This window comes from Halorientalis brevis (assembly GCF_023077655.1).
This window is the reverse complement of record NZ_JALLGV010000012.1, coordinates 37,754-55,015: the sequence shown is the minus strand read 5'-3', so window position 1 is coordinate 55,015 and position 17,262 is coordinate 37,754. Positions and strand designations below refer to the sequence as shown.

17 protein-coding genes are annotated in these 17,262 nt (G+C 61.6%); 7 read left to right on the top strand and 10 right to left on the bottom strand.

The features are described from left to right. Nucleotides 1-938: 938 nt before the first annotated feature. Both MU553_RS22430 and MU553_RS22425 read right to left on the bottom strand, forming a co-directional pair. Nucleotides 939-2,066 (bottom strand): tyrosine-type recombinase/integrase, encoded by a 1,128-nt coding sequence (locus MU553_RS22430; RefSeq protein WP_247381830.1) that lies wholly within the window; start codon nucleotides 2,064-2,066, stop codon nucleotides 939-941. Beyond that, nucleotides 2,056-2,367, bottom strand: coding sequence for a hypothetical protein (locus MU553_RS22425; RefSeq protein ID WP_247381828.1), 312 nt, complete (start codon nucleotides 2,365-2,367; stop codon nucleotides 2,056-2,058). Before MU553_RS22425 ends, MU553_RS22430 begins: the two co-directional genes overlap by 11 nt. A gap of 243 nt (nucleotides 2,368-2,610) precedes the next feature. On the opposite strand from MU553_RS22425, the gene MU553_RS22420 reads away from it, so the two are divergent. Continuing rightward, nucleotides 2,611-3,000, top strand: coding sequence for a DUF8054 family protein (locus MU553_RS22420; RefSeq protein WP_247381826.1), 390 nt, complete (start codon nucleotides 2,611-2,613; stop codon nucleotides 2,998-3,000). 255 nt (nucleotides 3,001-3,255) lie between these two features. Here MU553_RS22420 and MU553_RS22415 read toward each other — a convergent pair whose 3' ends face one another. After that, entirely contained in the window at nucleotides 3,256-3,492 is a 237-nt protein-coding gene (locus MU553_RS22415) for a helix-turn-helix domain-containing protein (protein ID WP_247381824.1), read from the bottom strand. Nucleotides 3,493-3,578: 86 nt separating this feature from the next. Next, nucleotides 3,579-3,767: a hypothetical protein gene (locus MU553_RS22410; RefSeq protein ID WP_247381822.1), complete on the bottom strand. Its 189-nt coding sequence runs from the start codon at nucleotides 3,765-3,767 to the stop codon at nucleotides 3,579-3,581. 186 nt (nucleotides 3,768-3,953) lie between these two features. Between MU553_RS22410 and MU553_RS22405 the strand changes: the two genes are divergently transcribed. From MU553_RS22405 to MU553_RS22395, 3 genes are read left to right on the top strand one after another with little or no spacing between them, the layout of a single operon-like run. Next, nucleotides 3,954-4,202 (top strand): hypothetical protein, encoded by a 249-nt coding sequence (locus tag MU553_RS22405; protein WP_247381820.1) that lies wholly within the window; start codon nucleotides 3,954-3,956, stop codon nucleotides 4,200-4,202. Nucleotides 4,203-4,250: 48 nt separating this feature from the next. After that, nucleotides 4,251-4,409, top strand: a complete 159-nt coding sequence (locus MU553_RS22400; protein WP_247381818.1) for a hypothetical protein — start codon at nucleotides 4,251-4,253, stop codon at nucleotides 4,407-4,409. 1 nt (nucleotide 4,410) lies between these two features. Then, nucleotides 4,411-5,322, top strand: a complete 912-nt coding sequence (locus MU553_RS22395) for a UbiA family prenyltransferase (RefSeq protein ID WP_247381816.1) — start codon at nucleotides 4,411-4,413, stop codon at nucleotides 5,320-5,322. A 5-nt stretch (nucleotides 5,323-5,327) separates the two neighbouring features. On the opposite strand, the gene MU553_RS22390 is transcribed toward MU553_RS22395, so the two are convergent. Both MU553_RS22390 and MU553_RS22385 read right to left on the bottom strand, forming a co-directional pair. Further along, nucleotides 5,328-5,564 (bottom strand): DUF2196 domain-containing protein, encoded by a 237-nt coding sequence (locus MU553_RS22390; protein WP_247381815.1) that lies wholly within the window; start codon nucleotides 5,562-5,564, stop codon nucleotides 5,328-5,330. A 189-nt stretch (nucleotides 5,565-5,753) separates the two neighbouring features. Then, complete coding sequence (locus tag MU553_RS22385; RefSeq protein WP_247381813.1) at nucleotides 5,754-6,176, bottom strand: DUF2267 domain-containing protein; 423 nt, start codon at nucleotides 6,174-6,176, stop codon at nucleotides 5,754-5,756. A 107-nt stretch (nucleotides 6,177-6,283) separates the two neighbouring features. On the opposite strand from MU553_RS22385, the gene MU553_RS22380 reads away from it, so the two are divergent. Then, nucleotides 6,284-7,537: a CBS domain-containing protein gene (locus tag MU553_RS22380; RefSeq protein ID WP_247381811.1), complete on the top strand. Its 1,254-nt coding sequence runs from the start codon at nucleotides 6,284-6,286 to the stop codon at nucleotides 7,535-7,537. 18 nt (nucleotides 7,538-7,555) lie between these two features. On the opposite strand, the gene MU553_RS22375 is transcribed toward MU553_RS22380, so the two are convergent. Beyond that, nucleotides 7,556-8,881: an erythromycin esterase family protein gene (locus MU553_RS22375; RefSeq protein WP_247381808.1), complete on the bottom strand. Its 1,326-nt coding sequence runs from the start codon at nucleotides 8,879-8,881 to the stop codon at nucleotides 7,556-7,558. Nucleotides 8,882-10,695: 1,814 nt separating this feature from the next. After that, nucleotides 10,696-14,310 (bottom strand): type IV secretory system conjugative DNA transfer family protein, encoded by a 3,615-nt coding sequence (locus MU553_RS22370; protein WP_247381805.1) that lies wholly within the window; start codon nucleotides 14,308-14,310, stop codon nucleotides 10,696-10,698. 517 nt (nucleotides 14,311-14,827) lie between these two features. Here MU553_RS22370 and MU553_RS22365 point away from each other — a divergent pair. Further along, nucleotides 14,828-15,085 carry a hypothetical protein gene (locus MU553_RS22365; RefSeq protein ID WP_247381804.1) on the top strand — a complete coding sequence of 86 codons (258 nt, stop codon included), beginning with the start codon at nucleotides 14,828-14,830 and terminating at the stop codon, nucleotides 15,083-15,085. 95 nt (nucleotides 15,086-15,180) lie between these two features. Here MU553_RS22365 and MU553_RS22360 read toward each other — a convergent pair whose 3' ends face one another. Together MU553_RS22360 and MU553_RS22355 are read right to left on the bottom strand one after the other, a co-directional pair. Beyond that, nucleotides 15,181-15,453: a hypothetical protein gene (locus MU553_RS22360; RefSeq protein ID WP_247381801.1), complete on the bottom strand. Its 273-nt coding sequence runs from the start codon at nucleotides 15,451-15,453 to the stop codon at nucleotides 15,181-15,183. Between the two features lie 422 nt (nucleotides 15,454-15,875). Further along, nucleotides 15,876-16,271: a hypothetical protein gene (locus MU553_RS22355; protein ID WP_247381799.1), complete on the bottom strand. Its 396-nt coding sequence runs from the start codon at nucleotides 16,269-16,271 to the stop codon at nucleotides 15,876-15,878. 232 nt (nucleotides 16,272-16,503) lie between these two features. Here MU553_RS22355 and MU553_RS22350 point away from each other — a divergent pair, with 232 nt between their 5' ends. Beyond that, complete coding sequence (locus tag MU553_RS22350) at nucleotides 16,504-16,893, top strand: hypothetical protein (RefSeq protein ID WP_247381796.1); 390 nt, start codon at nucleotides 16,504-16,506, stop codon at nucleotides 16,891-16,893. Nucleotides 16,894-17,262 lie beyond the last annotated feature (369 nt).

The following is a 17,262-nucleotide window of genomic DNA, read 5'->3' as shown; positions in this document are numbered from 1 at the left end:
GCTTCTCTGGGGGCTTCTCTGGTTCTTCCTGACAGCAAGTATTCAACCAGAATTCACTGGATTTCTCGCATTTTTACACCTAAGCAGTCCAGTATTCTTGGCAGTCCTCAGCGTGTTTCTCTGGAGGATGTTCACTGCATATCGAGCATCTATCTAATATATCTGCAGACGCGCTGGGCAGTTCGACCAGCTAGTTCCCACTCAATTTCGCTCAGTAGAGGGGGAATATCTCACCGACGTACAACAATAGGCTGATAACGAAAGAATAGCGCTCATTATGAGAGTCCAGACATGGGTGGCGCTTGGAAGCGAGTACTGATTGGAAATCACGGGAAGCGTCGGCAAAGGCACCTCATCGGCGCAGCCATACTCTTCACCGCATTTCTAGGGTATTACATCGTCGCACCCAGTCCAATGCTCAGGAGAGGGTACCTTCAGATCCGCGTGGCGGCGAACAGTGTTGCCTATGTCGCGGCTGGGATTGTTGCATACCGACGCGGCGGCGTTCTCATCAGCCTGGTCGTCGCATTTTCAGTATTTCTCCCAGCAGCAGTTGAGTATGGCCTGTTTCTCACCAGTACTCCACTCTTGAGGCGAGTGGTCACGATACTGCGGCAGATAGTGTGGATCGATCTCCCGAATACAGTAGTCGTCGGACTGCTTGGGTTCGGGACTGGGACGGCACTACGGAGTATCATTCAAGGGGAATAGCGGGCAGATGTCGTCACCGGGTAAGCCCATACAGCAAACTACCGATTGCTACAGTGGATGATTCTCAGCCCGCACGCACACTGAGCAACCGATTCATTGGGCAGGAGCTGAAAGAAATGAAGTCGAGGTGCTGAACTCACCCTCTGTAGCCATCACATCCCACCCAGACATATATTGTAGAATCCATCAAAACAGCACTGAGTACCTCTCGTTACGCAGTCCCTTCCTTATTCTGTTATAGTAAAGATTTGATCCCGATAGATCGGCTCGATATCCTCATAATAGGTGTGAATATAGTCATGGATACTTGCTCGATCATCAGCCTGGGTACTCCCGAAACGATCCCCACGCATATACTTGATCAGCTCGCGGTTCATTCCCTGTTCAACACGCCAATACGTTGTAAATCTGTGCCGTCCAAAGTGACTGGTGACGGCCCTGTACTCGTCGGTCTCACTGTATGTTGGATGGAACGTTTCTTTCCACACGTCGTTGACTGCTTGCTTGTTCAGTGGCAGATGTCGGGCTTTCGATAGGAATATCTCGGGCGTGTCTCTTGTCGGCCGGAGCAATAGATACCGACTCACTATTCGACGGACTTCATTATCGAGCGGAAGAATCCGGGGACACGGGGATTTGTTGCCATCACGGTCGTGTGGAATGTAGACCGCATTCTGTCTGTTTTCAAGCACAGCGCACTCGCCGAGACTTTCGTAATGTCGATTAAGCTCATCGTGTTCGAGGCAGAGGTCGCTCAGCCGGAGATTACACAATTCTGTGGCTCGCAGTCCCAATTTCAACTGTAGCGTGAGAATCGCCAGATCGCGAATGTCGGTCACGGCCCCGACAATATCTTGCAACTCCGTGATGGGAATTCGAGGTACCTCCTTTGGCGAGTCCCCCGAGAAATCGGTTTGCTGCTTCGCGAGTCGGAAGGGATTGTACTCCTGCGAGTGGGGGAACGCTGGATCATTCTGCCAGTATTCGTACGCGACGTTTAGACGCTCTAACTTGGAGATAACCGTCTTGTCGGCGTTTCCCTTCGTCTCACGCTCACGTTCGATGAATGCGTGAACATGCTCTTCGCTCGGGCAGGCTAGGTATCGACCCTGCTGGTGCATGTGTTCGCGCCACTGTCTGAATACACGGTCGTACTCGTTTCGGGTACGCTCTGTCAAGCAGCGGGATTCCACCACCTTGGTCTGCGCAATATCAAGCGGGTCGATTTCCCGTGTCGCGAATGTCGTTTTGATCTCCTGTTCAAACTCGGCGAGCGGGTCGAGACATCGTCCAATTGCGTCGGCCAGATCTTGGCGAGCGCGCGCTCCGTCTTCAGAAGGAGTCTCACCACTCATCTTCGGCCACCCACTTGAGAGAACTCGTCTTTTCTTCCCAGATCCGTCCCGCTGCTGGATACTCGGCAGCGGCCATAAGGAACGGATTGTAGACATGGGAATGATCCGTGTGCCAATACAGATAGTCATAGAACTCCTCGACACGACACCAGTATGGATGGTAGGCATGCCCGATACTGAATTCAGTAACTAACCAGGAACACCACTGTTCTACATCCGTTGGCGTGGCAAGCGCATGGTGACGGTCCCGGCTCTCCATATGTGATTTCCATCGCCGTTCGACCCGTTCAGTGTCGTCCATGAACCGTTCTCGCCGGTCGTCCGGTATCTCCTCGTCCACATATTCGGCCCAGGTCTCTCTCCCCTCGTACTCAGCAGCGTAACTCGAAAGCCGATAGCGGTCGGGGACTTGCGCTATTCGTTTGTATACGCCCATTCGATCCCGTGGATCCGCCGACATGCGTGGTTTTCCCATGATGATGCACCCTTCCCCCGTCATCTCATAAAAATCTCAGTCGGTGCGCACCCCGTTACGAAGAATGGCGTGCCCGTCCTGGCCTATCACACGGACACGGATCGCGGCGGTCCGGCAGCCCTGGCCGATCTCGCTGTTCCCGGTCCCTACCGGCTGCAACTCGTCTCGCTCCCGGTCGCGACGGTCGAAGACCTCCACGAGACGACGGACCTCCTGGTGCCGCCGGGGATGCCCGCCGAGCGGTTGGCGGGTGACCAATCGCTCGCCGAGCGCACGCGACAACTCGCACCGACTGACCGGTCCCGGACGACCGAGGACAACGACGACGGACACAGGTCCACGAGCGCTGTCGAGGCGTTCCTCGACGACGAAGAGAAGATCGCGGCCATCCGCGAACAGGCCCGCGAGGAAGCCCGCGAACGTGCGGAAGCGTGGGGACTCGACGACGTCTGCGAGTAGCGTCGCTCCTCCCCGCAGTCCCGCCGCTCGGCTCCCGCGATAGGTGTGCGTTGCGTTCACGCACCTCGTAAACAATTATTAGGTTCCGAACCGTTGTAGTGGTCATGGCGACAAGCCAGCCGTCGGCGGCATACCACACGTGTAGCTGTGGCAAGGAGTTCGACACGACGGAGGAACTCCTCGAACACGCCAGGGACGTACACGGGGACTGGGCGTACTAGACGGAGCGGCTCGCGGTTTTGGGGGCGAATCGATTCACTGATCGACGGGCACTGGAATCCACCAGACTCGGCTCCGTCCGCCGACCTTCTTGCTCGTGATGTCGGTGTCTTCCTGCAGTGCGTGGAGCTTGTTCAGTGCGGTCCGCCGTGAACAGTCCAGCCGGTCCGCGATCTCGGTCGCAGTGAGCGGTTCGGCGTAATCCTCGCGCGTCTTGAACACATCGATCACTTCCGATTCTGTGAACTCCGTCTCGCGACCTGGTTCTGCCATTTCGAATGACATCTCGCGGGCGTCCTACTTATTTCCTTCGTGCGAATGAACGAGGGGCGTCCTGTCCGACAGCGCCGCGGTGGCGCTCAGGACCGGCGGTCGGTCGCGGAGCCGTCGCGGTGGTGGCTGAGTTTCTCTGCGACGATCGCCGGGACCGACGTGCCGCAGTAGGTACACGACCACGACCGGCCCGCAGTGCCGGATCGTCTGTCGAGTTCGTCGACTGACTGAAGCGTCGCACCGCAGCCGTCGCACCGATGGGAGGGCGAGCTCACGACTATGTGTCACTACGTCGGCCTCGCATTTCAATCTCGCTGCGAGACGGCACCGGCCACTGATGGCTCTCGGTGACGTCGGGCCGGGAAAAGGGGAATTGGAGCGTGTGACACTAGGAGGGCTGATCGCCCTCTACACGTGTATGGGAGGTGGAGGGATTTGTAACCGAGCCATGCGGAGTGAAAGTGAAACTGCCGGACAGCGGCCGTCTGTGTCCGGTCGTGCGGACGCCGCCCGCGCGTCTCGCCGCGCGACGCTCGGCCGACCGGGGTGAATCCGATCGTTCCGGCGACGAAATCCTCGTCGCAGCGGGACTGACGGCCGACCGCGCTGCCGTTCGCTCGGGCTTCGGTCCCGACCGCGACAGCGACGCGTCGGAGTGTCTGCGAACCGACCGCTTTCAGGTGTGGTTACTGGTGCGAACGCTTCCCTAGCTCACCATAACAAAACACGATGCCTGTGTAGTGGGGTCGGCAGGCACGATGAGTATCGACTCGCATACGATTTTGAGCCGCCGGGGAGGCGATGACGTCGTCGACGAGTCCGAGGCGGCGGGCGAGGACGGCGTCGAACTGGCTCGACAGGGAGCGTTCACTGTTCGTGACGCACTGGGCTGGCTCGACGAACGCGGGTGGGAGTAGGGTGGCAGTCGGTGAGCGGTTGCGTCGGCGGGTCGTCACCGTTGCCTCGCTCGTTCGCCTCCAGACTCTCTTCACGGCGCCGCCGGACGTGGTGCTCGGGGCGGCGCTCGTCGTCGCTGCCGGTCGATCAGTGCCGTTCACACACCTGGTCGGCGTTATCGCCGTCTCGATGCTCGTCTCTGCCGGCGGGGCGACGCTCAACGACGCGGTCGACGCGCCACGCGACGCCGTCGCGAACCCCGAACGGCCCATCCCTCGGGGGTACCTTTCCCGGTGGGCCGGCTTCGGTCTCGGCGGGGTGCTCTTCGCGGCCGCGGTCCTGGGCGCGCGAGCAGTCTCGCCGCTGGCTGCCGGTGTGACCGCCCTCCTCGTGGCAACGGTCGTCCTCTACGACGGCTTCCTGATCCGAACGCCGCTGGGATCGCTGGGGATGGGGACGACACGTGGACTGAACGTCGTGCTGGGAGTGACAGCCGGCGGAACAGCAGGGCTGCCCTGGCCACTGGTCGTCGCGCCGGTAGTGACGGGCGGGTACGCCGCCGCGGTGACGGGGATGGCTGGACGCCAGCCGGACGGGCGCCACCGCGGTCCGATCGTCGTCGCTGGGCTGGGGGCGGCCGCGGCGACCGTCGCGACCGGCTGGTACGTCGCCGCGCGCACGCCATCGCTGTTCAGCGCGGCGACGGCGTTCGCGCTTCTGCTGGCGTTCTTCCTGTGGACGGCTCGCACGATCGTCACCGCGTACGTCGCACCGTTCCCTGCGATCGTCACGGCTGCAGGCGAGTCGTGCGTGCTCGCACTCGTCGTGTTGGAGGCAGCGCTGGCTGCGGTGACTGCCCCGCTCTGGGGACTCGCGACGCTCGCGTTTCTGGTGCCGGCAGTCGGACTGGCGCGCGCGTACCCCGTTCCGTGACGCTCTTACCCGCCGCCCTGGGGGAGGTCCCGGTCGTCTTCGTCCGGGTGAATCTCTTTGACGCCCCCCGTCACGTCGTCGTCGAGTTCGACCTTGATGCCCTGCGGGTGGCTGTGCTCGTCGGTCAAGATCACGCGCACGTCGCCGATGAGCGGTTCGCCCGGGTTGTTGTCCTGCTCCTGGACGACTTCGACGGTCATGCCCCGGTCGATTTCGTCGCGCGTCGGCAGGTCTTCGGCCATGGTCGCCGTTGGGGCGGTGGCAGCAAAACGAGTTGGCTGGCACGTGCAGGCCGTCGAGCCGGGTGCTCACTCCCCTCGTCGATCGTCAGTCTCGAAGATGGTGGCGAACTCGTTGGGGAGTTGCTCACGGGCGTCCTGGAGCACCGCACGGCCGCCGTGGTCGGCGATGGCGTCGAGGGGTTCGGTTCATCACCCCTCTCCCGGGCTGAGACCCTCCTCGTGCTCTGCGACCTCGAACAGTTCGTCCCAGCCCTGTTTCTCCGCCAGTTGGTCCCGAACCTGCTGGAGTTCGTTCTCGTCGACGGCTTCGCTGACGACGGCCATCACGGCCTGTGCGTGGAAGACGGCGTCGGCGCGCTCGTCGTCGTCGTACCCGCCGCGCTCGAGCAGGCGGTCGACGAACTCATCGAAGCTGAAGGACTCGACGGTGTCGACCTCGCTCACGAACCGGTCGATCTCCATCGGGAGTTGGGCCGCCATGTCGTCGGCCTCGTCGGGTTGGATGCGCTCGCTCAGGGTCGTCAGCGTGATCCGCGTCGCCCGCAGGGCCGGCCCGCTCGAATCCAGTTGCGCGCGGTTCTGGACGGCGCCGAGGAACTGGTCGAAGTGCATAGCGGGACGTTCGCAGTTGTCGAGGTTAGTCACGTTGCCTGCGATGGCTGGGTGTGTTTGCATGCGACGGCAGCGAATTGAAACGCCGTGCCTGCCAGACGTTCACAATGGACATTACAGGAATCGTCACGACCGAGTACGAGACGATCGACGAGGCGGAGCGCGTCTCGAAACTGCTCGGCGCGTTCGCCGAGCAGGAACGTCGCGTCCTCGTCGTCACGTCGGACGGCGATTTCTCGGGCGTCGTCACGCACCGCCAGCTGCTCGCTTCCCGGCACGCGCCGGACGAGCGCGTCCGGAACGTCATGCGCGACGATCCGCCCAGAGTGAGCCGGACCGAGGACGTGCGCGAGACTGCCCGGCTCATGGTCGAGAGCCAGCTGAAGCTGCTCCCGGTGTTCGAGGGCGACCAGTTCGACGGGGTCGTCACCGCCCGGGGAATTGCCGAGGCAGTCCGCTCGAACCTGGACGCGCTCGAGGTCGCCGACGTGTACACCCAGGACCTGGTGACTGCAAACCCCGACACGACGCTGGGAGAAGTGCTCCACAGGATTCGAGAACACGGCATCTCGCGGCTCCCGGTCATCAACGAGGCGTCGACTGGCGGTGGCGTCACCCGCGAGGCGCTCGGCATGGTGAGCATCTACGATCTCCTGGCGTTCATCCTCCGGGAGACCACACAGGAGAAAGGCGGGGACTCCGGTGGGTTCGACTTCCACGGCGGAGAGGGATCGTTCCCGAAGTTCCGGACCCACGGTGGCTACGGCGAGCGCGCCGGCTTCGAGGCGAGACTGCTTGACCTGCCGGCCCGCAACGTGATGAACGTCCCCGTGGCGACCGTGTCCTTCGACGCCTCGCTCGGGGACGCGACCGCCGAGATGCTCGACAAACAGTACGCGTCGCTGGTCGTCGTCGACGAGACCGACCAACCCGCGGGCATCGTCACGCTGACGGACGTGTTGCGCTCGCTGACCTGGACCGAAACGGAGTCGATTCGCATCCAGATCTTCGGCATCGACCTGCTCACTGGCGTGAGCCGCCGGGACGTCGCCGAGATGATCGAGGCGGTCGACGAGAAGTACGCGGACATGGACGTCATCGAGGCGTACGTCATCCTCCACCAGCACAAAGAGACGCTCCGCGGCATGCCGCTCATCCGCACGACGATCCGGCTGTTCACCGACCGCGGTCGCTTCTCCGGCACCGGCGAGGCGTACGGCGCCGCCCCCTCGATACGAGAGGCCCGCGATCACCTGGAGCGGGCCGTCCTCGACGACAAGGAACACGCCCAGACGCGCGCCCGCTCCGACCGCGATCGGGAAGCACAGGAGAAACTCCTCGGCTGGTGGCTGGAGGCCTGAGTGCCGGACGGCACCGCGTCAGAAACCCCAGGGATACGCCTCCGGAACCTCCCGCTGGTCGGCTTCGACGTCGAAGGGATGTAGCGCTTCGGTCTGGTCGACGAACAGGAAAGCGTCGTATCGCTCGGGGAGATCGGTCGGGACGTAGTTACCAAACTCCCGCTCGGGGTGGTAGACCACGCCGATGGCCCGGTGGCCGCGAACGTCGTCCAGGGCCGTCTCGCGGACGTCGTCGCTGACGAGCAGACAGTCTGTCTGGTCCGCGCGCCGGATGACGTGTTCGTAACTCCCCTCGCGCGCCGGCGGGACGCGCATCCGTCGCATCGGAGCGCCCCAGGACTCGCCGGCGACGACGGTCCCGCGGTGGGTGCCGAAGCCGACCAGGGCCACGTCGTCGGGGCCGTACGCCTCGCGGACGAGTTGGCCGACGCTCACCTCGCCCCGGGCGGCCATGTCTGTCGCCCGCGCGTCGCCGACGTGGGTGTTGTGCGCCCAGACGATCGCCGTCGCGTCGTCGTGGTGGTCTCTGAGCCGATCCAGCGTCTCGACCATGTGTTCGTCGCGGACGTTCCACGAGGAGACGTTTCCCCGGACCATCGCCCGGTAGTACTCCTCGGCGTTCGCTGCGACCAGGGCGTTCTGCTCCGCGTTGAAGTGTGCCTCGTCGTGATCCGCGTCGTACGTCGGCCGGTTCCTGCGGACGTCGGCGAGCACGGAGACGACTTCGTCCTCGCAGCTCTCGGGCACCAGCCGCGTCGAGCGGGCGTACGCCCGCGCGTCCTCGCCGTAGGGCTCGAAACAGTGGTAGGCGGCCCGCGCACGCTCGGCGGCCTCCGGGTAGTTGGCGTCGAGGTACTCGACGACCGCCGCCATCGACTCGAAGAGGCTGTACACGTCCATCCCGTAGAAGCCGATCTGACTGTCCCCGTCACGATCCTCGTTTTCGGCGCGGAGCCACCTGACGAACGCCTGGACTTCCCAGTTCGCCCACATCCAGGTCGGCCACCGGTCGAACTCCGAGAGGACTGCCAGGGCGTCCTCGTGGTCCGACAGGCCTCTGACGAAGCGGTTCACCTCGTAACAGTCCGTCCAGTCGCCTTCGACGGCGACGAACGCGTGCTCGCACTCCCGGAGGAGCTTCGCGGTGAGACTCGCCCGGAAGCGATAGAACTCGCTCGTGCCGTGGGAAGCTTCGCCGATGCAGATCACCTGGCGATCCTGGAATCGCTCGACGAGCTGATCCAACTGGGCGTCGGACAGCGGTCGCGCGTGCTCGTTCACCGCTTCGATCGCCGCGTCCACGTTCGTCGTGTTCGGTTCGTCCCTGCCGCGTGTGATGGCCATCTCTCGACAGTCTGTGGTTGGGCTGTGTAGCCGTACTGCTGGCACGTGCCGGGACCGGTTGCCGACGGAAATCAGATCCCCCACACGTTCTCATGTCGGTGGTTTCCAGCGGGCAGCACTCCGGCGGTCGACGACCGGATGCCAGGCACCATCGACGCCCCGGACGTGTCTGTGAGCCTTTCTGACAGTTGCTCTGTGGTTCCGCCGTCCGGCTTGCCCGGATCGCGTCCTGGCTGACTGGTCACCGCGTCCGATACGCCTGGGTCGTCGCCGCCAGTGTGATCGTTGGCCACGGGACTGTGCGGTCCCGTCGTGGTCCATGAATGGTTGCCCGCTCCTGCTCGGTTCATACAAGACCGATGCCACGAACGAGGAGATCAGGGACTGTCCTGACGGCCGTCATTCAACAGCACTGGTCAGCGACTGAGGGGACGTGAGAGCGGTGTTCGTGTCGTCTCGAACGCCAACCGGATCTTCACACTCGGTGTTTTCGTCCGGAAGAAACCCTGTGTCATTGGTTTCAGTCCGTGTGTGAAGTCCCCGAGCGCGACAGGGGGAACTCCCCGTCCGAATAGCACACCCGACACACACAGCAATAGCGGGGCTGAACCCTCGGAATCCGAGTGTGGCTGACGACCCACTGGGCGTGGTGCCTGGGACTGTCCCCTCGTCCGAACCTTCACACACGGTTGCCGTCTGGCGATTCGAACCGCGTGTGGAAATCCCACGTGTCGTGGTGCCGCTACTGGTTCGCCGACTCGCCATACAGACGGGTTGAACTGCCTGCTATCGGCACTTTCGCACTCCGCCCGGACGTCGGCCGTTCGGTCACACACGCCGGTCACACACGGGTGAATCGCACCGTTCACCGTCTTCTTCCGGCCGTGTGAACCGTGTGTGAACTCACCGTGCGCCCTCGACAGGTCGGGAGCGCGCCGCTCCTGGTGTGCGTGGTACTGAAACGCAGTGTGGACACGAAACGAAGGGGGGTTGCGGGGATGGCGCCGTTCACACTCGGCTTTCGTCAGGGAGACTGCGCCATCGAGCGACGCCGCCCGCGCTTGCGCTGCGCTCTCGCGGACTTGTGCGCGATGGACAGAACTAACGTGTCCTTGCTCGGCACCGTTCCCGACGTGCGTCCGAGCGATCGTGACTCGGCAGGCGGTGTAACTCTGTCTTCATACCCGGGACTTCCCGCTGGGTGCGACGGACAGTTATGCTTCGTGCACAACCCATAGATAATCGAACACGATGGAACGGAAACACCTTCGCCTGCGCTGTCGTCCGGTCCGTTCCGCGGTGCGTCTCGGTCGGTGAGCTAGTTGCCTGGGAACCCTTTCACCGAGCACGAGGTCGAACCTCGTCTCTGGTGTCTCGAGGGAGTCATACAACGGCTCACATAGCTGTGCTTCGCTCCCCGATTCGCTCAGTACAGGAACTTATCGTGTAGCTATCCTGGAGGGGCTCTGATGAGGAACTTATAATTGAAACGAACTTTCATGGTGGGTATGGCTGAACAGATTGTATTTGGTACAGCAACGTACGTCCAACTCACTATCGTAATATCAGTTGGAGTGTTTGTTGGGAACCTCTTCTCGAACTTGGTTTTCAATAATTCCGAAACCGGTCGATAAGCACGTCTACTGAGCAGGCGATCCGTCCTCACCACCGTCTCAATGATACCCTGTTGCGCGGTCAGCAGTCGGTCTGCTGAATCGATCGCCTGTACTGGCCACTTTCGTCTCTCTCTCTCCGCTCCTCCGAGGCGGCGTAGTCCACGGACCGTTCACCGAGACGACTGCGGTCCCCTCGCACTACTCCTCTTCGTCCAACTGCTGGCTGATGTACTTGACGGGGTACACGGCGGTCAACCCGGGCTCGTCGATGTTGAACTGGCGCGGCGGCGTGTTCTCACTGTACGTCTTCTCGACGCGCGGCTCCTCCGCAGGGGGATCGTTCAGCGTTTCCAGCACCGTATGGCCATCCCCACGCGTCATGACGACCCAGATCGCCTCGTTCGGGTCGCAGGCAGCCATCTTGTCGTAGTCCTCCGGGACGGCTCGGTTCACGTCGTTGTTGATCCGTTCGGCTTCGACCGTGACGACGATCTCCCCGTCGGCGTCGAGCCCCACCAGATCGAGCCGGTGGTGTTCGTAGTCCTGGGTGGCCTCCTCGACGTCCTCCTCACTCCCCATGAACGCGGCCGTGTCGACACTGCCCTGCCGGAGTTCGTAATAGGGAACGACTTCCTCGACGTCCGAGTCCGAATCCTCTGCGTACTTCTGGACGAGCCAGCGACGCACGAGTTCAACCATGAACACGTGCTGGCTGGACTCCCCCAGATCGCCCTTGGCGTGGCCGTACTCGACGCCCTGGCGCTGGTGTTCCGCGATGACGTCCCGGCCGGCCGCCGTCACGGTGTACAGGCGATGGGGGTGATCGCCGTCGTGTCGCAGTAGGTCTGCATCCAGCAGCTCGTCGATCGCTGTTTCGTCGACGTCGAGGTACTCCTTGAGCCGGATCATGCTGTCGCGCACGATGTCGTACTCGATCGGGTCGTACCGCTGTTGATGGGCATTGCACACCGCCTGCAGAAAGCAGAGCTGCCGGCGACTCCATTCGCTGGCGGCGACTTCGGCTGGCCCGAGCTTGAGCGTACATCCGCAGATCGGCACGTTGTCACGGTCGACCTCGTCGAGACTGTGACAACACTCGATCGCCTGCTGCATGCCAGCGACCGACGGGTCGTGGCGGCTGTTACACGTGAGACACAGGAGCGTCTCCGTCTGGTCGTCGTAGGTGACTGGCGTGGGCATTCGCGTCGTCCAGTCGAACACCGTCGGTGGGCCGCTGGACTCGGACGTCCCGTCTGACTCGTCGGCTGTGGTCGCGTCGGGCGTGGCGTCGCGTCCCGTCTCGGCGTGGTTGGGTTCGGTGCCCGGCTCGTCAGCGATCGACAGTCCATAGTCCGTCCGGGTCCGCGTGCACATGGCCTCGTAGGCGTCGTCATAGCCGGTCGGACGTGGGGCCGTACTCTCGGGATGGCCGTCGGGAAGTGGCAGTGACTCGACGACGAACGGCTGGGGGGACCGGCCCCCGAACTCACCGGGCAGGTTCACCAGCCACTCCCCACGGGAGAGCCCGCGCAGGCGGTTGGCCATCGTCTCCTTGCCCATGACTTCCGTGGCGAACCGGTGGGCGAGATCGTGATCGACGCCAACCGAGCTGGTGACGTACGTGCCGACGTTGTTGAGCAGTTCCCTGTACACCTCTTTATCCGCCTCCGCCACCTGGCCGGGGAACTGCATCGCCAGCGTCAGGGCACACCCGAACGCGCGCCCCTGGGAGAGCAGGCGCTGGAGGAGCTGGCTGGGGGCGACGCTGGCAGCCTCCTCCAGATAGACGTTGACCAGCGGCAGGTCCGCCTCGGGATTCCGACGGCGTCGTCGTCGGAGCGCCGTCCAGAGGTTCGAGAGCAGCGTGAGTGTCAACCCCTGTTTGACACCCGGGCGCAACCTGCCGGTGTCGAAGATGATGACGACGTCCTCGTCGAGCCAGTCGGCGAAATCGAACATGGACTGGTCGGCGTGAATCCCACTGGGCCGGTGGTTGAAGATCTCGTTCAGGTGGGTCGGCGTACTGAGTTTCTCCACGCGGTTGAGCGCACCGTGCATGATGTCGTTGAACGTCCGGGAGTTGACGTTCGACACCATGCTGTCGAGGCGCTCTTCGAGGTCGCTGTCACCCACCGCCGGTGGCGTCTCCCGATCGTGGAGTCGCCGGAGCGCCGCGTGGAGTTCCCGGTTGGAGAGGACGTCGTTGCCGTGGACCGGGTCGTACAGCGCGCGGAGCACGTTCTCGATGATGTCAGTCGACCGCAGGGCGCGCTCGTACTGTTCCTGCCCGATGTGCTGGGCGAGGACCTCCTGGTAGTGGCCGACGCGATCCTCGACGGCGACGGCTCTCGGGACGCCCGCCTCGAGTTCGGCGTGGATGTCGAAAAAGGAGAGGGCGGGCAGCCACTCGGCGCAGTCGAAGTACAGGACGTTCTCCAGGGTGCCGTAGCGTTCGTAGTAGCTCCGGAGATACTCGGTGGGCATGGACCCACCCTTCGGGTCGATGATGATCTCCGGGCCGCTCGTCGCGTGGAAATTGGCGAGGCTCATGTTGATCACGCTCGTAGTCTTCCCGGACCCGGTGCCGCCAATGAGGATCGAATGGAGTGGTTGGAGCGCCGGCGGGATGGCGACCGGCTCGGTGAGCGCCCCGTCATGTGTGCGCGGGTAGCCGAGTGCCTGCCCCGGCTGCTGGAACGGTTCGAGCTGTGCCGCCGGTGGTCTGGGGACACTCGTCTGGGACTCGGGAACGGTGCCGAGCGCCCGTTTGGCGTCCGGGGTGACCGCATCACCGGCGAGGAAACAGAAGTTGCCCACCTCCGTCGGATCGGCGAGGATGCCACGCGAGCGGGTCGTCGTCCCGGGGAGCCAGGCGGGGAGGCCGTCCTCGTTGACGCCGACGAGCTGGCGATCCTGCAGGCGCTGATACACTGGATTGTCGGCGAGCCCCTCGTCGGTGCCGAGGGTGCCAGTAACGGTGTAACAGGTGTGACTGACGTCACCGAACGCGGACGTACAGGGGCGGACCGCGTGGGTGGCCTGCGGTTCGGAGTCGGCACACGCCATGACACGCGCGTTGACGGCGAACGCGTGCCGGAGCTCCTTCTCGTGGAGTTCTTCCAGTCGTTGTTCCTCCGCCGCCGTCAAATCCAGCTCCTCGTCGGGTGGCCCGAAGACGACCTCAACGAGCTGGCCCCCGAGTGTGTCGGTCCCGGCTTCGATCTCCCGTTCGCGGAGCTGGGCGTCGGCGGTTTGGTCTGCCAGTGGTTCGATGAGCGCTTGGTACACCATCGGGACGTCACTGGCGGCCATCGCCTCGGCAACGGTTGCCAGCGGTACCGTCGCCTGTTCGCTCGTCGTGAACTCCGCGAACGGCGTCAGTTGCGTGTAGCAGTCCTTGGTGCGGTCCGGATCACCGAGGTACTCGACGGTCGCGACGTGCTCGCCGGCTGTCGGCAGGTGATCAGGGTGCCAGTTCGTCCGCGTCACCTCGTAGGAGGGTGGGAACGCACGCCGGAGGATCGATCGGAGGGCGTCCAGGGCTTCGGGCGGGTCGATACCGACGTAGTACTCGATGCTGGCCGTGTGGTCGGTGATCAGAAGGAACTCGATGGTCGGTCGTGGTGAGCCACGGAGCCGGGAGAGGACCCCTTCGTCGGCCCCGGTGTCGAGCCCGTGGAGATTGCGGGCCTGGGCGGCGACCTGTTGTGGGTCGAGTGGTGTCGCTGTTGGCTGGATCTTCAGGTACGGGCGGTCCTCTGTGGCCGGTACGGGGAGGTCGTCGGGGTTCGGATTCGATGACGGGCGAGCCATTGCTGCGTCGTGTCAGTCGAGAGTGTCCATAACCGACGAGATAAGGCCAGGGATTGGACTCATTTATTGCCTGAAATTAAATAACGAAATAAATGTGTGGGAGGGCAGAGTCGAGGCCCGCCCTCGGGGTGCTCGCGGCCGCTGGACGAGATATTCGCTGGCGCGGAGAGGGCCCGTCCAGCGACGCGCCGATGGCGCGAGCGGCTACGGATCGCTGTCGCTCCCCGTTCGCAGCGAGGTGCTCCCGTGGCTCGCGGTTGTCCCGCTCGCCATGCCGAGGTACTCGCTGTGCTCGCACCTCGCACCGGTCACACCTCGCACCCCTCGCCCGGGCAGCCCCCAGGGCGTGGCCGTCCCACGACCGAGACACTCGTCGCGGGGACGGCCCCCGACCAGTCCCTTTCAGTTGCTGTGAGTACAATTTCTTGATTCAGAACACGGCCGGAGGACTTGCTCAATTGGTTTGTGGATGAGTCAATCAAAACACGTACTTTCACATGACGAGAACAGACGCTCCATGCCCTATGAGTTCCCGCTTCCCGTGGATACAGATGCCGTCCGCGTTGTCTGTGGACTCCTTCTCATCGCGTTCGTGACGCTGACAACTGTGAAACATCTCGCTGTCACCTACTTCCCGTCATGGTCTCGGCTCGGGAACACGGGCACAGGTGGCGCACTGGGGGCTACCGCGATGTTTGCGATTGGGTCGTATCTCGTCGTGACAGGCCTGTTCCGCGGAATTGAACGTGCAGTGGAGAGCGCCGACACCACGTAGTCACACTGAACTACCCGGGCGGACAGTAGCCTCGGTGCTCACTATGCGTGCGTGTTAAGCACCGGGTTGGCTGCTGTCCAATCAATACATTTTGTTCAGATGCCAGGCACCGCAGAGAGAACAGTTCCGAGCAGAGTCAGACAGGCGGCACCGACTAACGTAAATAGGGCAGCAGCGGAGATTTCAAACTCATCAGGATCGGTTCGCAGTGATTGGTAGCCAGCACTGACAATCATCCCACCCCCACCGATTGTCATAAGCAGTACCGGAATACTATGGTCGCCAGCAATGAGCGATCGCACTGCTGGGAACCCCAGTGAAAGTCCGATCACTGAAAGTGCGCTGTTGTAGACGTACAACCGTTCCATAGGCATTTTCTCAACTCTTGCTTACTAATAGCTAAGGAAAAACGGACTCTTCCGCGCAGTTCGCATGCTCACTCGCCAGTCGTCGACTGCGCGAATACCCCTCTCAGGAGAACTCCGCCACTGCCGACAGCAAGTAATCCTCCGATAAATTGGAGGGCGGTCGACATAGAAACCCCAGAGACACTGGTTCCTGAAACTGCAAGGCTAAGCGATAATCCAACGATCATCGTGTACAATGCAGTCCGGTTCATGACCGGACATTTTGCTCGTTGGAGTTTAAAGACAAAGGTCTGACCGGTACATGAGCTGTACTGACCGGCCTCGCCCAAGAACCGGGTGTGATCTGGAACTGCTCAATAGAGCTGCGTACTGAGCAACCAAAGTAGATTGTCCACTGAGAGTGAGAGCAGTCCGAGTGGCCCTTAATCCACGACCGAATCCGCTGTCTCCGTCTTCATATGTTTTGACACAACTACTCTCGCGACAGTTCCAGCCAGCAGTATCAGAGCAATTCCCACAGCCACGCTGTACGATACAGCATCGGGGGCCATCGAGTCCAACGCCTGTAAGACCACTATCAATAACAGGACGAGCGGGAACTGTGTTGTATTCGGCAAGTCTCGAAACCACTCGTTGAATCCGGTGGCTTCGCCTATGATGTTCAACAGAACAAGCGTAAAGATTGTGTAAGCTACCACAACAATTGACAGTGGCTCTTGGAGAATAGACAGTAGATAGAGACAGGAGACACTGAACAAACCAAGGATCCCCGCCCTCCGCCAGCGGATGTCTCGATTCAGGCCGAGGTACCAATTCATACAAGCTCACTCACCTTTGTCGTTTCAGTGATGTAGTATCTTGTCCTCTATCTGGATTCGTCAAGTGTAATGAGAACTACCTATATTGACCAGGCGAGCAGCAGATCCGGTGCTCAATATGCGTGCGTATTCAGCATGTCGCATACGGAGAATCGGGGTCGTCTGATTCGGTCAGTAGAGACTGTGTAGTGATCACACAAAGCTTATCGCTGGATAATATTCATTCTCCAACATGACCGAACGTGGGGCAGATGAGACGAAGCAGCAACTACGTCTCGTCGGCCGACGAGTAATTGGGGTTGCAATTGTTGCAGTTGTCATCGCATACCCACCATCCGTTATTGGCCTCCAACCGCCTCTTGGTCTCGCTAGTATATTTCTCGCTGGTCTATCGCTTCTCATTGCCCTTATCGGAGGGATCATACTGGCCAGGGGGAAGACTGACCCGAAAAACGATCGTACCCACCGTGTGATGGTTCGCGCGCTAGTACCCGCTGTTTCAGTGGCTATGATTGGTCTATATCTCGTCTCTGTTGCCGGTCTTGGATCTTCCCTTGCTGTTGAGGCAACAGCAGTTGGATTTGCAATCGGGATCTTGGATGTCATGATGAGCTCAGTGTAGCACTGAGAAAATCTCTCCAATCGAACCGTGGACCTGCTGTAAGTACTCTGCTGCATAGAACCTCTGTACTGACCGTCCTCGCCCAAGAACCGGATGTGATCTGGAACTGCTCACTGTGCCTGCGAATTGAACACCACTGCCGCCGATTCACTGATCCCCAACGAAGTCCGAAATGAGTTCGATGATGATCCACAACGGAAGGAGATACATTAGCAAAATTGAGCCGATTTCGATTGCGCTGAATACCGGATTGTCAGTTCCGGGGGTTGTCACAATAAAGGTCATAACTACGAACCAGAGCGTAAGGACTTGGACCAATTCGTATCTATCCATCGTCACACGAATAGTGAATTTGTGCCCAGGCGTACT